This window comes from Novosphingobium naphthalenivorans NBRC 102051, from assembly GCF_001590985.1.
In the GTDB taxonomy this organism is placed as follows: domain Bacteria; phylum Pseudomonadota; class Alphaproteobacteria; order Sphingomonadales; family Sphingomonadaceae; genus Novosphingobium; species Novosphingobium naphthalenivorans.
In genome coordinates this window covers 100459-120105 of record NZ_BCTX01000002.1, presented here as the reverse complement: position 1 = coordinate 120105, position 19647 = coordinate 100459, and the positions used below count along the sequence as shown (strand labels likewise).

Sequence of the window (19647 nt, the reverse complement as noted above, 5' to 3'; positions counted from 1 at the left end):
GCCTCCTGAAAATCCCGGCGCCCATTGCGCAATACCGGTCCAGTCCCTAAGCATTTTCGCACCATGGCTGTCTATCTCCACGAAGAAGATCTCCCCGAAGGCGTGCTCGCGCCCGGGCCCGTTGCCGTCGACACCGAGACGATGGGGCTGATCACCCCGCGCGACCGCCTTTGCGTGGTCCAGATCTCCGACGGACAGGGCGACGAACATCTGGTGCGCTTCGCGCCCGGAAGCGCCTATGACGCGCCCAATCTCAAGGCCGTCCTTGCCGATCCGGCGCGGCTCAAGCTTTACCATTTCGCCCGGTTCGACCTCGCCGCGATCGAGCACTACATGGGTGTCGTGGCGGCCCCGGTGTTCTGCACCAAGATCGCCAGCAAGCTGGTGCGGACTTATACCGACCGCCATGGCCTGAAGGATCTGGTGCGCGAACTGCTCGGCAAGGAAGTGTCCAAGCAGCAGCAGTCGAGCGATTGGGGCGCGCCTGAACTCACCGACGCCCAGAAGGACTATGCCGCTTCGGACGTGCGCTACCTGCACGCCATGCACACCATCCTGGTCGAACGCCTTGCCCGCGAAAAGCGCACGGAAATCGCGCAGGCCTGTTTCGATTTCCTTCCGGCACGCGCGCAGCTCGATCTGGCCGGCTGGCCCGATCACGATATTTTCAGCCACGCCGCCGCCTGACGCACCTCTGCCCGGAGCCTGACGGCCATGTCGATAGAAGCCATCCAGATCCGCAACCGCCGCCGGCACTTCGCTGCGCCGGGCGGTTCGCATGACCGTCTGGTCAACTTCCTCGCCAAGGCCCTGCCCACGGCGATCGGGCTCGTCGCGGCCGTGATGATCCTGATTCCGCTGTCACCGCGCGGAGAGATCAGCTTCCTGCTCGACCGCAACAAGGTGGCCGTCACCAGCGAACGCATCAAGGTGGAGGACGCGGCCTACAAGGGGCAGGACAATCACGGCCGGGATTTCGTAGTCACCGCGGGAACCGCCGTGCAGAAGTCGGCGTCGGTGCCGATCGTCGAGATGCTCGATCTCTCGGCGAAATTGGCGCTCAACGACGGCCCTGCCCGTATTCAGGCCCCGCGCGGCGCCTACAACTACGACACCGAAAAGATCGATATTTCCGGTCCCGTCGAATTTTCCGCGCCAGACGGCTACGCCATGACGACCAGCAATGTCGCCATCGACGTCAAGCAGAAGGTCGCGGTCGGCTCAGGCGGCGTGAAAGGGGCGGTGCCGACCGGCACGTTCCAGGCCCATTCGATGAAAGCCGATCTGGAGAACCGGACCGTTACTCTGGAAGGCAATGCCCGGCTGCGCATGACGCCCGGCAAGTTGAGGATACCCCAATGACGCTTCGCCGCCCGCGCCTGCTGTCTGCCCGTGCGATGCCCTTGCGCATGACCGCCACCGCCGCGCTGCTGGCGGCCGGCGCCATCGTCGCCGTGCCGCAACTGGCCGCGCAAGTCTTCTCCGGGCATAATTCCGATGCGCCGGTCGACTACGCTGCCGACCGCATCGAGCTGCAGGACAAGCAGGATCGCGTCATTCTCTCGGGCAACGTCGACGTGCGCCAGGGCGAACTGGAACTGCGCGCGGCCCGCACCGTGGTCAACTTCACGAACAAGGGCTCGATGCAGATCCAGCGCATCACCGCAAGCGGCGGCGTCGTGGTGACGCGCGGAGACGAGCGGGCCACCGGCGATGTCGGCATCTACGACTTCAACAAGAAGATCATCACCATGACGGGCAATGCCACGCTCAAGCGCGGCAATGGCGACACCTTGCGCGGGGGACGCTTCGTGATCGACCTGAACACCGGCGTATCCTCGGCATCGGGCGGACGCGTCTCGGGCACCTTCACGGTCCCCAAGCAGAACTGATCCCCGTTTCCGGTTTCGCCTGACGTCTGCCCCTGCCCGTAAAGTACTGGCAGGACCGGTCAGAACGCGCGGTCGTGGACCAGCACCCGCAGCGTCAGGAAAATGATCTGGAGATCGCGCATGATCGTCCAGCCCTCCAGGTATTCAAGATCGGACTGCAGACGGTTCTGCAGATCCGATTCGTGATCGGTAGCCCCGCGATAACCACGCACCTGCGCCAGACCGCTGAGCCCCGGCTTGAGGCAATGGCGCTGCCAGTAGCGCAGGTCCACTTCCCAGAACAGCTTGTCGCCCGCCAGCGAGCCGGTCGCATGCGGACGCGGCCCGACCAGACTCATGTCGCCGAGCAGGACGTTGAAGAGCTGCGGCAGCTCGTCGATGCTGGTGCGCCGGATGAACTTGCCGACCCTGGTGATACGCTGGTCGTCCTTCGAGGCCGACTGGTTGCCGTCCTTGTCGCACAGCGAATGCGTCATCGACCGGAACTTGTACATGTTGAAGAAGCGATTGCCCCGGCCCATGCGCTTCTGCATGAAAAACACCGGCCCGCCGTCCTGCAGCTTGACTGCAAGCGCGACGGCAAGGAGCAACGGTGACAGCGCGATGATCGCAAGGCCGGCGAACGTCACATCGAAAAGACGCTTGATGGCCCGGTCCCGCAGTCCCAGCGGACCAGCAGACACCAGCAGCAGCCCATGCTTGCCCGCCACCCGGGCCCCCTGGGCACCGAGCCGGGCAACTTCATCGTCGAGCACTTCGCCATCGACGTTTGCACCCTTGAGCATCATGGCCCAGTCGGCCCGGCGCCCGGCCGGGCAACTGACGATAACGCGGTCGATATTGCGAAGCACGAGACCCAGCCGGTCAAGCGCGTGCGGATCATTGAGATCGGCACGCAGGCCCATTGCCGCAGCCGAAACGCGGATGGCGCCCTGCAGGTTCAGTTGCGGGCCGCCGTCGTCGATGACCAATTCGTTCATGACGTTGGCGCCACACCGCCACGTCACGAAACTGCGCAGCTGCAGGCGTGTCCAGGTAATGGCCAGCATCGCCCCGAAGGCGCCGCCGTTGAAAATGGAACGCGAAACGTCCGCCGCCGGCTGAATCAGGAACTGCACGAAGACCACGACGGCCATGGCAATGATCATGGCGATCATCGCCCGGAATATCCCGACCCAGCCTTCTCGCAGGGATGAGATCGAATAGGAGCCGTTGTAGAGTGCCAGCGTCAGGTAGATCGGCAGAATGAGCTGGGCATGGACCAGCGAGTCGGAGAAACCGGAACGGCCGACAAACAGGTATCCAATAACCCCGAAGCCGACGATGACCGACAGAATATCGCCCAAGACCAGGGCGAGGTAGCATTGCAACCGGCGCCGCTCTCGCGAAGGGGCAACAAGAAGCTCGTCCGCTTCCGTCCTTTCCCCCGACAGCGGGCGCACCGCAAACGGCGCGTTCATCGGTCCTGCACTCCCTGTTACCATCAACCGGCTATAGCCCCCGGACGTCTATGACAACGAACCATTGCCGCGGTACAATAGATGTCAGCACTTGAAAACTAAACCGCAATGACAAAAAGTGTTATCTGTCAAACCGTTCTGTTTATCGGCTGTTTAGAATTGAGACAGGCGGTCCGGGTAATCCTTATCAGCCCTTCGGCCAGCCGCAGTTCCGAATCATGGCTGTTGGACATCAGCGATTGATGCAGGGAAACGAGACCGGCAACGAGCCGTTCCAGCCTCGGACCGCGCCAGATCTTGAGCTGTACAGCCAGGGCCGGCTGGTCTTTCCAGAAAATGCGGCGTGCACCGGCCTCTGCTTTCAGAAAACCGGACACGTCGGGGCTCCGGCCAAGGCGCGCATTGAGCGCCGCCAACTGGGCGGCGCGGCGCTCGAACGCGAGCAGGAGACCGACGGGATTCAGGCCCAGTTCGTGCATACGCTTGAGTTCCGCCCCGATCACCTCGCGCCGGCCGCCGAGCACGGCATCGACCAAGGGCGTGAAATCGTCATCCTCGGTCTGAGCGCTGACGGCATCGAGGTCCGCCACCGAGACCGGCCGCGGCGTTTCCGGCATGGCATCGAGATAGAGCGCCAGCTTGGTCACTTCCGACCGGGCGATCCGGGTATCGAGGCCCGAGGCCCGCGCGATCCGTTCGGCGATCTCGCTGCCCATCTTGAGACCCGCGGCATTGGCCATCGTGCGCACCGAGGCCGTGACCGACCCGAGATCGGGCGGATAGAACATGGCGACCAGCCCGTCGGCGCGGTTGGCCAGCAGCTTGGCAGTGCGTGACTTGTCGGTGGCGCCCGTGGCCACGATCAGGACGGGGCAGGCCTCCACCGCGTTTTCGAGCAGGATCTGCACGGCATCGTGCGCCTCGTCGCCCTGGGCCCGTACCCAGATGTGGCGCGTGCCGCCGAACAGCGAATTCGAACGCGCCTCGTCCCCCAGCCGCACCGGATCCTTGCGCAAATCGGAGCCCGCCATCTCGATTCGCTCGCCGGGATCGCGCAGCAGCGAAACGATCCTGGCCGCCGCATCAGTGGCGCCAGCCTCGTCTGGGCCGCAGAAGAAGAAGACGCGGGCCTGTTCAGCGGCACGGCCCGCCATGCCGGCGAAGTCCTTTTGCGTCGCCTTCACAGGCCCTTACCCATGACGTTACTGCGCCGTATTACCGCGCAGGCGCAGCGCGACGCTGGTGACGATGCGGCTGGCGACATCCTTCGACAGGTTTTCCAGCGCCGTCTGTTCGGCCGCGATCGTGGCATAGTCGGACGAGACGACATCAATGCCCGCATCGGCCCCGGCCGTCGCATCGAGCACCACTTCGCCGCTCGACAGATCGACAAGCTGATAACGCGCGCGCAGCGTGCGGCGTTCGCGGCCGATCGTATCGTCCGAAAGCAGCGCAAAACCTTCCAGCTTGTCGTCGAGGCGCACATCGAGGCGGTATTTGGGCGTTACACCCGCCTTGCCCGCGCCCATCTCGTCGACCAAGGCATTGCGGACCAGCCAGCCCGCCTTGCCCTCAATCGCGGAGACCTGCACGTCCGCCAGCCCGCGGGCTACCGCACCATTGCCGCCGCCAGCATACATCGGCTGGAGCCCGCAGCCCGAAAGCACCGGGACAGCCAGCGCCAGTGCAGCGGCAAAGGTGCGCAACCTGTTCACGCGACGAGATTCACCAGACGGTCGGGCACGACGATCACCTTGCGGACTTCTGCACCATCGAGGGCACGCTGCACCTTCTCGCTGGCAAGGGCAAGCGCCTCCAGCTCTTCCCGGGCCGTGCCTTTGGCCACCGTCAGCGTGTCGCGAAGCTTGCCTTTCACCTGAACGGCGATGGTCACTTCGTCCTCGACCAGCAGCGCCGGATCGACTTCGGGCCAGGCTGCGTTGGCCACCAGCCCCTCGCCGAAGGTGGCATAAGCCTCTTCGGCCAGGTGCGGCATCATCGGCGAGACCAGCAGCAGCAGCGTGCGGATGGCCGCCGAACGGCTGGCGGACGGCGCAGCCTTCTCGATCACCCCGGTCAGTTCGTAGATGCGCGCCACGGCCTTGTTGAAGCCCAGCGATTCGACGTCCTCGGCCACGGCCGCAACGGTCTGGTGCGCCTTGCGATCGACCGCCTTGTCCTCGCCCTCGGCCGCGGCATCATGCTGGCCGAACAGGCGCCACAGGCGCTGCACGAAGCGCGCGCAGCCCTCGATTCCCGCCTCGGACCAGGGCAGGTCGCGTTCGGGGGGGCTGTCGGAAAGCATGAACCAGCGGATCGCGTCGGCGCCGTAAGTCGCGACGATCTCGTCGGGATCGACCACGTTCTTCTTCGACTTCGACATCTTGATGACTTTACCGACGGTAACCGGCTGGCCATCTTCTTTCAGTGTCGCGCCATCAGCCGTGCGCTCGATCTCGGACGGGCCGAAATAGACAGGGCGCCCATCTTCCTCGCGCGAATAGACCTCGTGCGTGACCATGCCCTGCGTGAACAGGCTGCCGAACGGCTCCTTCACTTCGATCTTGCCGATCCGGGCCAGCGCGCGGGTCCAGAAGCGGGCATAGAGCAAGTGCAGGATCGCGTGCTCGATGCCGCCGATATACTGTTCGACCGGCAGCCATTCGCGGATCTGTGCCGGATCGAACGGCTTGTCGTCCGGCTGGCTGGCGAAGCGAAGGAAGTACCACGACGAATCGACGAAGGTATCGAGCGTGTCGGTCTCGCGCCGCGCGGGCTTGCCGCATTGCGGGCAATCGACATGCTTCCAGGTGGCATGACGCGCCAGCGGGTTGCCCGGGGTCGCAAAATCGACATCCTCGGGCAGCGTCACCGGAAGCTGCTTCTTGGGCACGGGGACGACGCCGCAGACTTCGCAATGGATGAAGGGAATCGGCGTGCCCCAGTAGCGCTGGCGGCTCACGCCCCAGTCGCGCAGGCGCCAGACGGTCTTGCCCTCGCCCCAGCCGCCGCTTTCGGCGCGGGCGATAATGGCCGCCTTGGCCTCGGCAACGCTCATGCCGTTGAGGAAGTCCGAATTCACGCAGATGCCGTCTCCGGCCTCCGCTTCGCCTGCAAACGGCTTGTCCGCGTCCTCAGCGTTCGCCGCAACGACGCGCAGAATCGGCAAGTCATACTTGGTGGCGAACTCGAAATCGCGCTGGTCATGACCAGGCACGGCCATCACCGCCCCGGTGCCGTAGTCCATCAGCACGAAGTTGGCGATGTAGACCGGCAGGTCCGCACCCGTGAACGGGTGCTTCGCGGTAATGCCCGTATCGAAGCCAAGCTTCTCCGCCGTTTCCAGTTCGGCCGCAGTCGTGCCGCCCTGCTTGCACAGCGCGATGAAGTCCTGCACCTCCTGCGAACCGGCTGCCACGCCCTGCGCGATCGGGTGATCGGCCGCGACTGCCACGAAGCTTGCACCGAAGATCGTATCCGGGCGCGTGGAATAGACCTCCAGCGTTTCCCCGTTCGACAGGGTGAAGGCGAACTGCAGGCCCTGGCTCTTGCCGATCCAGTTTTCCTGCATGGTCCGGACCTTTTCCGGCCACTTGTCGAGCGTGGAAAGCCCTTCGAGCAGTTCCTCGGCAAAGTCGGTGATCTTGAGGAACCACTGGGAAAGCTTGCGCTTTTCCACCAGCGCGCCCGAGCGCCAGCCGCGCCCGTCGATCACCTGCTCATTGGCGAGCACGGTCTGGTCGACCGGGTCCCAGTTGACCGCCGATTCCTTGCGGTAGACGAGGCCTGCCTCATAGAGATCGAGGAACAGCGACTGTTCCTGACCGTAGTATTCCGGCTCGCACGTCGCCAGTTCGCGGCTCCAGTCGAGCGCGAAACCGAGGCGCTTCAACTGCGCCTTCATGTTGGTGATGTTCTCGCGGGTCCAGCCGCCGGGGTGGACGCCCTTTTCCATGGCCGCGTTCTCGGCGGGCATACCGAAGGCGTCCCAGCCCATCGGGTGCAGGACCTCGAAGCCCTTCATCCGCTTGTAGCGCGCCAGTACGTCGCCCATCGTGTAGTTACGCACGTGGCCGATGTGGATGCGTCCCGAAGGATAGGGGAACATCTCAAGCACGTAGCTGCGCGGCTTCGCGCTGCTGTCATCCGCCTTGAAGCACTGCGCCTCGTCCCACGCGGCCTGCCAGCGGGTATCCGCCTGAGCCGGATCGAACCGCTCATTCATGTCAGTCTAGTCTCCTGCGGGCCTGAACACCCGCGAACCAAAATCGGATCAGCCGCCCATCGAGTTGCGGCGCAGGTCGCGCGCGCGGGTCAGGATGATGTCTTCCAGCTTCTGCACGGTCGCGGCCTGCACCGGCGCCGGCACCCAGCCGCCGTTCTGGGCCACTTCGCGCACGGCCGTGACCTTCAGCGCATCGGCGCGCAGGTCCTTGTCGAGAATCATGACCGAGACCTTCACCCGCTCGCTCGGATCCTTCGGATTGATGTACCAGTCGGTGATGATGACACCGCCCGCGCTGTCGGACTGGAGCAGCGGCATGAACGAAAGCGAATCGAGGCTGGCGCGCCAGAGGTAGCTGTTCACGCCGATCGTCGTCACCTGCGAAGGCGCCATGACCGCTCCGGTCTGCTTCTTGCCGCCACCACAGCCGGCCAGTGCGAGCGCGGCCGCGGCACACGTAGCCGCAGTGACCAGCGAGCGCGCGGTGAAAAAGCCGGTATCGGTGCTGCCTGTCATTTTCGTTCCCAGTTCCTGATCTCTCATGGCGGCACCGGGATACCGGAACCTGCCGTCCTTCGCCTCTATAGCCGCCGCTGCCGGGGCGGCAAGTGCGCGTTCCTCGGCCCCGGCGCCTAAACCGTGGCTGAACACGCCGGGCACGCCGTCTCCCCAAGATGATCAGACTGTGTTAAGGTCAAGGCTGGCATGGAATGTTATGCGTTGCGCCTCGCAGTCAGCACGAGACAGGCGGCAGGGCAAAGCAGGGTTCAACAGGGCTGCATCATGGTTTCGAAAGTCCAGGGAGCATCGAAAAGCGGCATGAAGGCCGGCATGATGCTTGCCGGCTGTGTTGGCGTGCTCGCGCTGCCCAGTGCGGTTCTGGCTTTTTCCGCCAACTTTTCGAAGCCTTCCGGTTCGGCCTCGGAGATCGGCGCCCTGCCCCCGGAGGCATCGCCTGAAAATCTTTCACGCGTCATTGCCATGCGGTCCCTGGCCAAAGGGCAGCCCTTCCCCTTCACACCCGCAGGCACCCCCAACCGCCCGGAGCGGGCCGTGACCGTTGCCGTCCGCGTCGATCCCGAAGCAGCCAAGGCGATCATCGTGCACGGCACGCCAGAGGTCGTGGCCAAGGCCGCCGGCGATCCGGGACGGGTGCGCATCGCCCAGGCCGCCTTCAATCTGGGCATGTCCCGCGGCTACCAGAACTTTGCGCAAGACCTGGTTCCGCAAGCTGCGGGCAAACCGGGGACGGCAGATCTGCCCGATATCAAGAAATTCAGCCTGCAGCCCGCAACCGAAGCCAGCGCCAATCCGCGCTTCAGCACGCGCCTTTCGATCGACGAAAAGCGCGCCCCCGGACGGGCGCCCCGCACATTCGCGGGAGACGCGGGCGAAGTCGACCTGAGCGGCGCCTATCGCGTAACCGACCATATCGACGTCACGGCCGGGCTGCGGTATTCGCAGGACCGTGAACGCCTGCTGCCGCTCACCGACGGCAAGCAGGACAGCCAGGCGGTCTACGTGGGCACCCAGTTCCGTTTCTGATTCCGGCCTGTTGCTGATTCTGGCCCGTTGCCGATTCCGGCAATCCCAATTGCATGAAAAGCAATTCTCATGGTGTCTAACAGCCACTGAACAATGCTGCAGCGGCCTTGCCCAATTACTTGGTATTTCCTAGCACTGCGATTGGTGGATGCACACTAAACGAAAGGCTGGATATGGCACGCGTTGCAATTGTTACGGGCGGGACCAGAGGTATCGGTAAGGCCATTTCGCTGGCCCTGAAAGACCGGGGTCATACAGTGGTTGCCAACTATGCTGGCAACGACGAAAAAGCCAAAGCCTTCTCCGAGGAGACAGGCATTCCGGCCTATAAGTGGGACGTCGGCGATCACGAGGCGACACTGGCAGGCTGCGCCCGAGTCGCCGAGGAAGTGGGCCCGGTGGATGTCGTCGTCAACAACGCCGGCATCACGCGTGACGGCGTGCTTCACAAGATGAGCTTCGAAGACTGGAACGAGGTGATGCGCATCAACCTCGGCGGATGCTTCAACATGGCCAAGGCCTGCTTTCCCGGTATGCGCGAACGCGGCTGGGGCCGCATCGTGAACATCGGATCGATCAACGGCCAGGCCGGCCAGTATGGCCAGGTCAACTACGCCGCTGCCAAGTCCGGCATTCACGGCTTCACCAAGGCGCTGGCGCAGGAAGGTGCCAAGTACGGCGTGACTGTGAATGCCATCGCTCCGGGCTATATCGACACCGACATGGTGGCCGCCGTGCCCGCACCGGTGCTGGAAAAGATCGTCGCGAAAATCCCGGTGGGCCGTCTTGGCCATGCTTACGAGATTGCCCGCGGCGTCGCCTTCCTCTGCTCTGAAAATGCCGCGTTCATCACCGGCTCGACGATGAGCATCAACGGCGGCCAGCACATGTATTAATCCGGACGGGGGCGGACAACGTCCGGCCTGCCAAGGCAGGGCGGACCTGTTCGCCCACCCCCTTGAATTGCCGCGGATTCAATCAATTGCAAATTTCTGTCCGAGGGCGTCCCGCACCCGGAAATCAATGCCGGATTAACTATTATTTGCCATCAGGCGATGGATGAATAATGCGGTTGATCTGATCGGGCGAGTGGCCCGTTCCACCTCTCTGAAAGCGGCGCTGACTGGCGCGATCGGCTATTTCCTGATTGCCGCGACAACGATCCGGCTGACCAGCGACGGCCGCAATCACGCGACGGTCTGGCCTGCCGATGCCATCATTCTGGCCCTGCTGCTGGCCTCTCCCCGGCGCCGGTGGCCCGTGATCATCCTGGCTGGCTGGGCGGGCAACCTTGCCGCCAACGGCGTCACCCGCGGATGGATGGCCGGACTTCTGCTCTATGGTGCGATCAACATGGCGCAGACCGCCATCGCCGCCGTACTGCTGCAACGGTCGAACTCGGGCGACGAGCTTCTGGCCGACACCCGCTCTTCCCTGCATTTTCTGTTTTCCGCCGGCATCCTGGCGCCCGCTCTCGGCGCGTTCCTGGGATCGCTGGCATCGCTGATCAACTATGGCGAGCCATTTGGGCCGTCTTTCGTGCGCTGGTTTGCCAGTAATGCGCTGGGCCTGCTGATCGTAACCCCGGTGCTCAAGAGCCTTCTCGATGGGGGCTACCTGCGCTGCTATACCCAACGGAGCTGGCTGGGACGGTTTGAAGCCATCGGCCTGCATGCCACGCATATCGCACTGACCGCCGCCGTGTTCAGCCAGAACACAATGGCGCTGTTGTACCTGCCCATCTGTTCCCTGCTCCTGCTCTCCTTCCGTTTGGGCAGGTTGGGCACGCAGGCCGGTGTCATCATGGTTGCCCTGATCGGCGGGGTGGCCACGTATCGCGGCCTGGGGCCGGTAAACCTGATGGACCAGAGTTCGGACTTCGACGCGATCTTCTTTCAGGTCTATCTGGGCATCCTGCTGTGCACCGCCCTGCCGGTGGCCGCCACGGTTTCGGCCAATACCGAGGCACTGACTCGCCTGGCCGAGCGGGAGAAAGCGCTGCACCTGATCATGAGCAATTCGCCCGACGGCATCATCAGCTTCGATCTGGCCGGAATCTGCCGGTGGGCCGACGGACGGCTTGAAGACTACCTCGGCGTCAAGCCCCGGGACCTGCTTGGCGCGTCCCTGCCGGAGATCGCCGAACGGACCGGCATGTTGTGCCCAATTCTATCTGGCCCGATACTACCGGGAACAGCGGAAGGACACGAACAGGCGACGGCCGAATTCACCCCGAAGCTGCGCCCGGACATTACGCTCGAAGCCTCAACCGGCCTCGTCAAGCGCGATGGTATCCGGCTGGGAACCATCGTCACGCTGCGCGACATCTCGGCACGCAAAGCGAAGGAAGTCGCGATATCGAAAATGGCGGAAACGGATGACCTGACTGGCGCTCTCAACCGCAAGGGTTTCAGGCAGCGCCTCGACGAAGCGGTAAAGGACGCCACGCGGCAAGTGTCGCTGGCCCTGATCGACGTGGACCATTTCAAGTCCATAAACGACACCTTCGGACACACCGTCGGTGACAAAGTGCTTCAGGAAGTCGTCACGCGCATCAAGGCGAGTACACGAAACACCGACATCGTCGGCCGCCTCGGCGGAGACGAGTTCGCCATCCTGTTTGATGGGGACATGAAGATCGCCCGGTCCGCCTGCGAACGCCTGACGGCGTCTTTCCAGTATATGCCGGTGTTCGAACAGTCCAATGTCAGCCTGCACGCCTCGATCAGTTGCGGCATTGCCGAACTGCATCCCAATATGTCCCGCGGACAGTTCTTCGACGCGGCCGACATCGCCCTGTACGATGCCAAGCATCAGGGACGTGGTTGCGTGCGGGCAGCGGCCTGAAGCCCGCCGCCCATTCCGCAGCCGCGACGGAGCAGCTAGACTGCACGCATGACATCGCTTTACCACCCGCCGGTCAAACGCTCGGTCGAAATCGCCGGACACAAGACCTCCATCAGCCTCGAACCGGTGTTCTGGGACATGCTGAAAGCGGCGGCGATTCGTGAGGGCGTCCCGGTCAACGCCCTGGTGGCGCGCATCGACGCGGAACGCCTCGAAGCGCAGACCCCGCCCGGGCTCGCCAGTGCGATCAGGGTGTGGCTCGCCGCGAAACCCTGAACCGGCAGATCAATACGTGGCTGGTCAATATGTGGCTGGCGGATCGCTGGCCGGAAAGCTTTCGTCGATCGCCTCGTCGGTTTTCGACCAAGGGCCGGGCCTGGATTTCATGTTTTCCGGCCCGGCATCGCGCACGTCGGTGAAGTGACCGTTTCCGGCATGGGCCGGCTTACTGCCCCTGCCGTGCATCGCATACTTGTAGATCGCGTAACCGGCCACGCCGGCGGCGGCCAACTTGATCAGGCCCATGTCGAGATTCCTCCAATATGCCTTGCGGGTTTGTGGAGGAAAAACGCACGGCGGGCGCGGCAGGTTCCTCAGTCCCCGCCGACCCGTTCGATCTGCGCGCCGGCGAGAGCCAGCTTTTCTTCCAGCCGCTCGTAGCCGCGGTCGAGGTGATAGAGGCGGTGGACCTGGGTCTGCCCTTCGGCCGCCAGACCGGCGATGACAAGGCTCATCGAAGCACGCAGGTCCGTGGCCATGACTTCGGCACCATGGAGCTTTTCCACGCCGTGGACGATGGCGGTGCGCCCCTTGGTCTCGATATGCGCGCCCATGCGGTTGAGTTCGGGCACATGCATGTAGCGGTTCTCGAAGATCGTCTCGGTCAGGACGCTCGATCCCTCGGCCAGGCAGAGCAGCGCCATGAGCTGGGCCTGCATGTCAGTCGCAAAACCCGGATAGGGGGCCGTCGAGATCGTCACCGGGCGAAGCTTGCCCTCCGCCGCGACATGAAGCCCGCCGGGAACCGCCTCGACATGGACGCCGGCATCGCGCAGCGCCTGCACGGTCGCTTCCATATCCTCGATCTTCGCGCCCTTGAGCGTGACTTCGCCGCCGGTGATCGCCGCTGCGCAGGCATAGGACCCTGCCTCGATACGGTCGGGCATGACCATGTAGGTCGCCCCATGCAGGCGCGGCACGCCATGGATCGTAAGTTCCGACGTGCCGATGCCTTCAATCTCGGCGCCCATCGCTACCAGCAGGTTGCACAAGTCAACGATCTCGGGTTCACGCGCAGCATTGTTGAGAACGGACTTTCCGCGCGCCGTAACCGCCGCCATCAGCGCATTCTCGGTCGCTCCGACGGACACGACCGGGAAGGAATAGCGCCCGCCGGGCAAGCCGCCATCGGGCGCGATCGCCCGCACGTAACCCGCGGCCAGCTCGATAGTCGCCCCGAAGGCTTCCAGCGCCTTGAGGTGGAGATCAATCGGGCGGTTGCCGATCGCGCAGCCGCCGGGCAGCGACACGGTCGCTTCGCCCATACGCGCCAGCATCGGGCCAAGCACCAGAATCGAGGCGCGCATCTTGCGAACGAGATCGTAAGGCGCGACCGAACTGGTGATACGGGTCGCCTGCAGAGTCATGACGCGGCCGAAATCTTCCGGACGCGACCCCGCGATCATCGTCGAGATGCCGAACTGGTTCATCAGGTGCTGGAACCCGTCGATGTCGGCGAGGCGGGGCAGGTTTCGCAGAGTCAGCGGCTCATCTGTCAGCAACGCACATGGCAACAGGGTGAGCGCTGCATTTTTTGCGCCGGAAACCGGGATAGTGCCTGACAGGCGTTTTCCGCCCTCAATAATGATCTTGTCCATCCTCGCCATTTAGCGGGAAACGCGGGCACGGCAACGGGGGAAGCAGACGATGACAGGCGCTGTTAAATGATCCGGCACCAGTTGCATGTGTCGGATCAAGCAGCCTAGACTGTCCCGCAATACAGGAGGAAATGCAGCATCCCATGAGTGAAACGAACTTCCGAAGGCCCGTCCGCAAGGCGGTCTTCCCGGTCGCAGGCCTGGGTACACGCTTCCTGCCGGCCACCAAGGCCATTCCCAAGGAACTGCTTCCGGTCGTCGACAGGCCGCTGATCCAGTACGCGGTCGACGAAGCGCGCGAAGCGGGGATCGAGGAATTCGTGTTCGTAACGGGGCGCGGAAAGACCGCCATCGTCGAGCATTTCGACACTGCCTACGAGCTCGAAGCAACGATGACGGGGCGCGGAAAGTCACTCAATGTGCTGGCCCCGACGCGAATCGAGCCCGGGAACCTCGTCACCGTGCGCCAGCAGGTACCGCTGGGGCTGGGACATGCCGTGTGGTGCGCAAGGGCGGTCGTCGGCGATGAGCCCTTCGCGATCTTCCTGCCGGACGAACTGATGTACGGCTCGCCCGGCTGCATGGCGCAAATGATCGAGGCCTACAACGAAGTCGGCGGGAACCTGGTTTCCGTGCTCGAAGTGCCGATGGAAGAAGTCTCCAGCTACGGCGTGATCACCCCTGGCGAGAGCAAGGGCAATCTCACTGAGGTCAAGGGCCTGGTCGAAAAGCCCAAAGTCGCGGATGCCCCCTCGAACAAGATCGTTTCAGGCCGCTACATCCTGCAGCCCGAAATCATGGACCTGCTGGCGAATCAGGGCAAAGGCGCCGGCGGCGAGATCCAGCTGACCGATTCGATGGCCAGACTGATCGGCGAACAGCCGTTTCACGCCGTCACCTTCAACGGCCGCCGTTTCGACTGCGGATCGAAAGTCGGTTTCGTCGAAGCGACACTCGCCATCGCCCTCGACCGCGAGGACATGGGCGCAGAAATACGCGAAGTGGTCCGGAAAATGGTGGACTGATCACAAGGCGCAGGGGCAGCACGGCCAGCCCCTCGCCGTTGCTACGGGCGGACTGTATCCGTCAGCCGCCCCATGATGGCGGCCACATAGGCCTTCGTTTCGCGGATGTTGGGAATGCCGCCTGCCTTTTCGACCCGCAGCGGCCCGGCATTGTATGCCGCCAGGGCTTTCTCGACATCGCCGCCGAAAGCATCGAGCTGCATCCGCAGATAGCGCGCGCCGCCTTCCAGGTTAGCCATCGGATCGCCGGGATTGACGCCCATCTGAGCGGCCGTGCCCGGCATCAGCTGGGCAAGACCGCGAGCCCCGGCCGGAGAGACGGCACGCTCGTTCCAGCGGCTTTCCTGCCAGACGACGGCTTCGAGCAAGGCCGGGCTGATGTCGTACTTTGCCGCCAGTTCCGCAACACGGGTGCGCCAGCGGACCGGCCCCGCCGCCTCCTCCGCGACTGTCATGGATTGCGGGTGAAGCGCGGCGTCCACGGCCAGCGGCGTGTCCTGCACCATCTGCGAATCGGCCGTGCCGCCCGCCCGAGGACCGCCCGCAATCCACTCCGCACCAGAAGCGCCAATCTGCATAACATCGGCCATGGCCACCGACGGCGCGGCAAACAGCCCCGTCACCAAGGCGATACCGAGTACGGAACGCAGATTCACGGTTGCAAGTCCCCAAACATCCGCCGCCCATACCGCAAAGGCGGCATGGCACTCAAGCCGCTCGCCACGGCCCATGCCTGCGGCAAGTTCAACGGATACCGAGAGCCTCGCGAATCGCACGCCACGAGAGCAGCTTGAAGTTCTGCGCCTGTGGCGCGTTGTCGCCATCCTGCGCAACGAACAGGCCTTCCGGGAACTCCGGCCCGAAATCGCCCAGCACGACCTCGATCCCGTCGGTATCACTGGTGCCATCGATCGCACCGCCGTGGATGCGGAAGCGTCCGGTGAACGCGCCGGTGCCGAGATCGAACAGCGCATAGGCATTGTCCCCCTGGCTCGATGCCACGAGCCAGCCCCGGCCATCGGCTTCGCGGGCGATCCCGAGCCCCTCGATATCATCGACGAGACCATCGGCCGCTCCAACGCGCGCAAATGCCTCACCAGCCAGAGCGGGTGCCGCCAGCGCCACGCGCCAGATACCGGCATCTTCCTCAGCCACGTAGAGCGTATGCGTGGCATCATCGACCACGCAGCCTTCGGACTGGGTCGCGAACTTCACATCACGCAGATGCTCCGGCACGATCGCGCCACCGCGCTCGACCAGACGGCTTTCCGTTACTGTGCCGTCCTTCAGCACGACATAGGCCCGCGCCAGCTCTCCCGCCGCCAGCGGCGCGCCCATGCAGAAGCCATAGGCCTCGGCCGGTGCGTGCCCTGCGGGCAGGAACGGCTCGGTTCCCAGTTCGGTCAGCTTCGCCGTCGAACCATTGAGGCTGAACAGGGCAATGCGCGGCTCGGCCTTGTCGGTGCGGTCACTGGCACCGACGAGAATGCGCGAAGATCCATCGGCCAGCCGCACCGTGCGCAAGTCGGTGTTGTTGAGCGCCCCTGCCGCCACGAAATCGCGCACTTTGCCGTCGAGCCCATAGACATAGAGCCCGGCCTTCTTGTCCGTGGCAACGATCAGACTGGCGGCCGGATCGGCCGCGTTGCGCCAGATCGCCGGATCGTCGGCGGCATCGGCATGGCCGGTTCCGACCGGATCGGTCTCCGCAAGCGCAGGCACATCGACTGCGGGCAGATAGGGCTTGGGCATCACGGACGTCGTCGCACAGCCGGCAAGCAGGAAGGCCGGGAGCAATGCTCCCGGCCCGTATTTGATGATCGGGTGGATGGCGATCATCAGAAGTTCGCCTTCACGCCGAACTTGTATGTCGGACCATACTTTTCGAACTGCAGCAGGCGCTTGGCTCCAGCGTAGTTCTCATAGGCATAGTACTTGGCATTGTTGATGTTGATGACATCGACGGTCAGCTTCACCCCGTCGATGATCTCCAGCTTGCCCGAGAAGTCGAGCTGGAAGTGGTTGTCGACCCAGCGGTCCTGATCCTGGCTGTCGCCCAGCTCGTCGAGATACTTGTCGCGGTAAGTGCCCGCCAGACGCAAGTCGAGCGGGCCCTTGTCATAACCCAGCACGACATTGAAGGTATTGCGCGAGTTCGACGGCAGAGAAGTGCGGTAGGCGTTCCCGTCGGTATCGTAGACCGTGCCCTTCGAGTAGGAATATGTGTAATTCACCTGGGTCAGCAGGCCATCGAACGGGGCCGGCAGCATCGTGTAGGCCTGGCTGTAGCCGACCTCGAAACCGGCAATCTTCGCCGTATCTCCGTTTTCAGCGATACGCAGTTCGGTGTAATCGAGACCCGTCGTCACGTCGGTGCCATCATCGTAGTAGCGGGTGACGATGAAATCATCGACCTTCTTGTAAAAGGCACTGAACGTCACCGCGCCGTTGCCGGTGAAGTAGTATTCCACGCCAAAGTCCAGGTTCCAGGCCTGATAGGGCTTGAGGTAGGGGTTGCCGAACTCCGCCTCATAATCGTCGTTGTACGAATAGCGCGGCGCCATGTCCTTGAGGTTCGGACGCATCAGGCTCTTGTAGCCGGCCACGCGGGCGACAACGTTGCCTTCCGCATTGTTCCAGCGAGCCGTCAGGCTCGGCAGCCAGGTCGTATAGCTGCGCTTGTATTCCACCGGCGTGATGACCAGCGTATCGGTGTTGTAAAGGTTGCCGTTGAGCACGTTGCGCGTGTGCTCCATGCGCACGCCGCCGATCAGGCGCAGTGTGTCGGAGTCCCAGCGGGCCAAGGCATAGGCGGCAGTAATGTCTTCGGTTGCACCGTAATCGTCCGCCGCCGAATCGATCAGCGTATCGTCTTCGTTGATTTCGAGGATGTCGGCATAGTCGGACATGAAATCGACGCCAGCGGACTTGGCCAGCACCGGCCCCAGATCGATGCCGTGCAGACGATAAGTCTGGGTGCCTAGATAGTCCTCCATCGAGAGCGACTTGTCCTTGCCATAGTCGGTCTGCGTCTTGTTGTAGGTCTTCTTGCGCCAGCGCTGCTTCACACCGGCCTGAACTGTGAAATCGCCAGTGTCGGTCGCGAAAGTGCGGGCGAGATCGGCCTTGAGGGCGTATTCCTCGTCCTGACTGTCGGAAAGGGTCGTCACTTCGATCTTGTTGAGCTTGTAATTGCTCGCGTCGTTGACGTCGTCGGCACCGCTGGTGATCGTGTAGAACGGGACGCGCACGTCCGAATAATCCCAGTCGATGGCAACGCCATCATCCTCGAACTTGCTGCGGAAGGCGATCGGATCGATTGAGCCGTGCTCTTCCTCGCTGGACTTGGCGTAGCTGGCCAGCCAGTTAAACTTCCAGGTGCCGGTATCGGTGTCCCCACCCAGAGCCACAGTGCGGATACGCTGGCGCTCGAAGCGGTCCTTGAGGTCGCGCGTGACCTCGATCGTACCGTCGGTATCGGTGAAGCTCACACCGTTGGCGGTGGCAGTGATGTCGCTCGCGTCCTCGAAGTTGAACGTCGTGCGGCGGCGGTATTCGTGGTCGTCGAACTGCGACCAGTTGCCGCGCAGGTAGACCTTGGTGGTGTCGCTCGCACGCCAATCAAAATTGAGCGAAGCGTTGATGCGCGTGCGCGTCACGTCATAGTCGCGGTATTCGATCTGCGGGCTGTAGGCCACGCCATCGTCGGTGAGCTTCCAGGGGTCCGATTCGTTGTTATCGGTCTCGAACTTGCGCTTGTAATAGCTGACCGAGCCGGCAACGCCGAAGTTGTCACCCAGCCGCTTCGAAAAGTCGAAGCTGCCCTTCGGCGTGATCTGGCCGTTGTAATCGTTGTAGCTGCCCTCGGCGCGGATCGCGTAGTAATCCTTCTTGCGGTCAAAGGCGCTGGTGGTCTTGATCTCGATCGAGGCGCCGATGGCATCGCCGTCCATGTCCGGCGTCAGCGACTTCTTCACTTCGATCGATTCGATCGTGTCGGAACTGACAACGTCGAGCGCCACTTCGCGCACGTCCGCTTCCGGAGCAGGAACACGCACGCCGTTGAGCGAGGTCGCATTGAGGTTCGGGTCGAGGCCGCGCACCGAAACGAAGCGGCCTTCGCCCTGGTCGTTGAGAATGTTGATGCCCGGCAGGCGGCGCAGCGATTCGGCCACGTTCTGGTCCGGGAACTCGCCGACCGCGTCGCGAGTGAGCACATCTTCAATGCCGTCCGCAGCTCTCTTGCGCGAAAGCGAGCTCGCCTGGTTGGCGGCCTGGCCAACCACCAGGATGTCGCCGCCGCCGATGCCGGCCAGCGTGAAATTGCCTTGCACGCGGCCCGTTGCCGGAACCGAGATCGTCTTCGTTTCCACGACGGCGCCGACGTAGCTCACTTCCACTGTATATTCGCCCGCAGGGATATCCGCGAAGATATAGCTGCCATCGCGTTCGGTCTGGGTCGCGCGGTCGAGCTCCAAAATTTTTACCGTGGCCGACTGCAGAGGGCGGGCACCGGTGGCGTCTGAAACGTTACCGGAGAGATCCCCTGCATGAGCAATGGTTGCGAAAGAAGCCGAGGCGAGCAGCCCCGCGACGAGGCGGAGGGACGTTTTCATGGTTAAGGGGACCCCTGTTGCGAGCGAGTTGCAGGGGGCCTAGTCACGCTCCGTGACAACCGGGTGCCATTCCCGAGACAGTTCGATGACAGTTCGCAGATGCGGCAAATCGGTCACGGTCGCACTATCGCGCCGATTCCAGAAGCCGGTCATGTCGGGA

Annotated in this window: 18 protein-coding genes; 8 read left to right on the top strand and 10 right to left on the bottom strand. The window is 63.4% G+C overall.

Annotation, left to right across the window (positions count from 1 at the left end; translation table 11 throughout):
- The first annotated feature begins 63 nt into the window (after positions 1–63).
- From NN5_RS01530 to NN5_RS01520, 3 genes are read left to right on the top strand one after another with little or no spacing between them, the layout of a single operon-like run.
- On the top strand, positions 64–687 hold the full coding sequence (locus NN5_RS01530) for a ribonuclease D (RefSeq protein WP_067732282.1): 624 nt from the start codon (positions 64–66) through the stop codon (positions 685–687).
- A gap of 27 nt (positions 688–714) precedes the next feature.
- Positions 715–1362, top strand: a complete 648-nt coding sequence (lptC, locus tag NN5_RS01525) for an LPS export ABC transporter periplasmic protein LptC (RefSeq protein ID WP_067732281.1) — start codon at positions 715–717, stop codon at positions 1360–1362.
- A 47-nt stretch (positions 1363–1409) separates the two neighbouring features.
- Positions 1410–1892 (top strand): LptA/OstA family protein, encoded by a 483-nt coding sequence (locus NN5_RS01520; protein ID WP_067732309.1) that lies wholly within the window; start codon positions 1410–1412, stop codon positions 1890–1892.
- Positions 1893–1951: 59 nt separating this feature from the next.
- Here NN5_RS01520 and NN5_RS01515 read toward each other — a convergent pair whose 3' ends face one another.
- The 5 genes from NN5_RS01515 to NN5_RS01495 form a co-directional block, all read right to left on the bottom strand.
- Positions 1952–3352 (bottom strand): exopolysaccharide biosynthesis polyprenyl glycosylphosphotransferase, encoded by a 1401-nt coding sequence (locus tag NN5_RS01515; RefSeq protein ID WP_067732280.1) that lies wholly within the window; start codon positions 3350–3352, stop codon positions 1952–1954.
- Positions 3353–3480: 128 nt separating this feature from the next.
- Positions 3481–4536: a DNA polymerase III subunit delta gene (gene holA / locus NN5_RS01510; RefSeq protein ID WP_067732279.1), complete on the bottom strand. Its 1056-nt coding sequence runs from the start codon at positions 4534–4536 to the stop codon at positions 3481–3483.
- Between the two features lie 18 nt (positions 4537–4554).
- Positions 4555–5058 carry an LPS assembly lipoprotein LptE gene (gene lptE / locus NN5_RS01505; protein ID WP_373280315.1) on the bottom strand — a complete coding sequence of 168 codons (504 nt, stop codon included), beginning with the start codon at positions 5056–5058 and terminating at the stop codon, positions 4555–4557.
- Positions 5059–5063: 5 nt separating this feature from the next.
- Positions 5064–7577, bottom strand: a complete 2514-nt coding sequence (gene leuS / locus NN5_RS01500) for a leucine--tRNA ligase (protein ID WP_067732277.1) — start codon at positions 7575–7577, stop codon at positions 5064–5066.
- Between the two features lie 48 nt (positions 7578–7625).
- A complete protein-coding gene (locus NN5_RS01495; protein WP_067732276.1) occupies positions 7626–8093 on the bottom strand; it encodes a DUF3576 domain-containing protein in 468 nt (155 codons plus the stop codon).
- A 303-nt stretch (positions 8094–8396) separates the two neighbouring features.
- On the opposite strand from NN5_RS01495, the gene NN5_RS01490 reads away from it, so the two are divergent.
- The 4 genes from NN5_RS01490 (at position 8397) to NN5_RS01475 (ending at position 12245) form a co-directional block, all read left to right on the top strand.
- The gene (locus NN5_RS01490; protein WP_245656127.1) at positions 8397–9122 is read left to right on the top strand and encodes a hypothetical protein; all 726 of its coding nucleotides are present in this window, start codon (positions 8397–8399) and stop codon (positions 9120–9122) included.
- Positions 9123–9295: 173 nt separating this feature from the next.
- Positions 9296–10018, top strand: a complete 723-nt coding sequence (gene phbB, locus NN5_RS01485; protein ID WP_067732274.1) for an acetoacetyl-CoA reductase — start codon at positions 9296–9298, stop codon at positions 10016–10018.
- Positions 10019–10181: 163 nt separating this feature from the next.
- Positions 10182–11969: a sensor domain-containing diguanylate cyclase gene (locus NN5_RS01480; protein ID WP_067732273.1), complete on the top strand. Its 1788-nt coding sequence runs from the start codon at positions 10182–10184 to the stop codon at positions 11967–11969.
- Between the two features lie 48 nt (positions 11970–12017).
- Positions 12018–12245 carry a ribbon-helix-helix domain-containing protein gene (locus NN5_RS01475; protein WP_067732272.1) on the top strand — a complete coding sequence of 76 codons (228 nt, stop codon included), beginning with the start codon at positions 12018–12020 and terminating at the stop codon, positions 12243–12245.
- 24 nt (positions 12246–12269) lie between these two features.
- On the opposite strand, the gene NN5_RS01470 is transcribed toward NN5_RS01475, so the two are convergent.
- Both NN5_RS01470 and murA read right to left on the bottom strand, forming a co-directional pair.
- Positions 12270–12494 carry a hypothetical protein gene (locus tag NN5_RS01470; protein ID WP_067732271.1) on the bottom strand — a complete coding sequence of 75 codons (225 nt, stop codon included), beginning with the start codon at positions 12492–12494 and terminating at the stop codon, positions 12270–12272.
- A 68-nt stretch (positions 12495–12562) separates the two neighbouring features.
- Positions 12563–13846 carry a UDP-N-acetylglucosamine 1-carboxyvinyltransferase gene (murA, locus tag NN5_RS01465; protein WP_067732270.1) on the bottom strand — a complete coding sequence of 428 codons (1284 nt, stop codon included), beginning with the start codon at positions 13844–13846 and terminating at the stop codon, positions 12563–12565.
- Between the two features lie 143 nt (positions 13847–13989).
- Between murA and galU the strand changes: the two genes are divergently transcribed.
- Positions 13990–14871 carry a UTP--glucose-1-phosphate uridylyltransferase GalU gene (gene galU / locus NN5_RS01460; protein WP_067732269.1) on the top strand — a complete coding sequence of 294 codons (882 nt, stop codon included), beginning with the start codon at positions 13990–13992 and terminating at the stop codon, positions 14869–14871.
- A gap of 41 nt (positions 14872–14912) precedes the next feature.
- On the opposite strand, the gene NN5_RS01455 is transcribed toward galU, so the two are convergent.
- The 3 genes from NN5_RS01455 to NN5_RS01445 all read right to left on the bottom strand — a co-directional run bounded on the left by NN5_RS01455 (position 14913) and on the right by NN5_RS01445 (position 19487).
- Positions 14913–15461 carry a lytic transglycosylase domain-containing protein gene (locus NN5_RS01455; RefSeq protein ID WP_245656131.1) on the bottom strand — a complete coding sequence of 183 codons (549 nt, stop codon included), beginning with the start codon at positions 15459–15461 and terminating at the stop codon, positions 14913–14915.
- A gap of 154 nt (positions 15462–15615) precedes the next feature.
- A complete protein-coding gene (locus tag NN5_RS01450) occupies positions 15616–16710 on the bottom strand; it encodes a phytase (protein WP_067732268.1) in 1095 nt (364 codons plus the stop codon).
- Complete coding sequence (locus NN5_RS01445; protein ID WP_067732267.1) at positions 16710–19487, bottom strand: TonB-dependent receptor; 2778 nt, start codon at positions 19485–19487, stop codon at positions 16710–16712. The genes NN5_RS01450 and NN5_RS01445 overlap by 1 nt, the downstream gene beginning before the upstream one ends.
- Positions 19488–19647: the final 160 nt, after the last annotated feature.

Excerpts from the sequence above, each read along its gene's own strand:
- NN5_RS01530 (WP_067732282.1), top strand. The coding sequence starts at position 64 with ATGGCTGTCTATCTCCACGAAGAAGATCTCCCCGAAGGCGTGCTCGCG.
- lptC (WP_067732281.1), top strand. The coding sequence starts at position 715 with ATGTCGATAGAAGCCATCCAGATCCGCAACCGCCGCCGGCACTTCGCT.
- NN5_RS01520 (WP_067732309.1), top strand. The coding sequence starts at position 1,410 with ATGACCGCCACCGCCGCGCTGCTGGCGGCCGGCGCCATCGTCGCCGTG.
- NN5_RS01515 (WP_067732280.1), bottom strand. The coding sequence starts at position 3,352 with ATGAACGCGCCGTTTGCGGTGCGCCCGCTGTCGGGGGAAAGGACGGAA.
- leuS (WP_067732277.1), bottom strand. The coding sequence starts at position 7,577 with ATGAATGAGCGGTTCGATCCGGCTCAGGCGGATACCCGCTGGCAGGCC.
- NN5_RS01495 (WP_067732276.1), bottom strand. The coding sequence starts at position 8,093 with ATGACAGGCAGCACCGATACCGGCTTTTTCACCGCGCGCTCGCTGGTC.
- NN5_RS01490 (WP_245656127.1), top strand. The coding sequence starts at position 8,397 with ATGAAGGCCGGCATGATGCTTGCCGGCTGTGTTGGCGTGCTCGCGCTG.
- phbB (WP_067732274.1), top strand. The coding sequence starts at position 9,296 with ATGGCACGCGTTGCAATTGTTACGGGCGGGACCAGAGGTATCGGTAAG.
- NN5_RS01480 (WP_067732273.1), top strand. The coding sequence starts at position 10,182 with ATGAATAATGCGGTTGATCTGATCGGGCGAGTGGCCCGTTCCACCTCT.
- NN5_RS01475 (WP_067732272.1), top strand. The coding sequence starts at position 12,018 with ATGACATCGCTTTACCACCCGCCGGTCAAACGCTCGGTCGAAATCGCC.
- NN5_RS01470 (WP_067732271.1), bottom strand. The coding sequence starts at position 12,494 with ATGGGCCTGATCAAGTTGGCCGCCGCCGGCGTGGCCGGTTACGCGATC.
- murA (WP_067732270.1), bottom strand. The coding sequence starts at position 13,846 with ATGGACAAGATCATTATTGAGGGCGGAAAACGCCTGTCAGGCACTATC.
- galU (WP_067732269.1), top strand. The coding sequence starts at position 13,990 with ATGAGTGAAACGAACTTCCGAAGGCCCGTCCGCAAGGCGGTCTTCCCG.
- NN5_RS01455 (WP_245656131.1), bottom strand. The coding sequence starts at position 15,461 with ATGGCCGATGTTATGCAGATTGGCGCTTCTGGTGCGGAGTGGATTGCG.
- NN5_RS01450 (WP_067732268.1), bottom strand. The coding sequence starts at position 16,710 with ATGATCGCCATCCACCCGATCATCAAATACGGGCCGGGAGCATTGCTC.
- NN5_RS01445 (WP_067732267.1), bottom strand. The coding sequence starts at position 19,487 with ATGAAAACGTCCCTCCGCCTCGTCGCGGGGCTGCTCGCCTCGGCTTCT.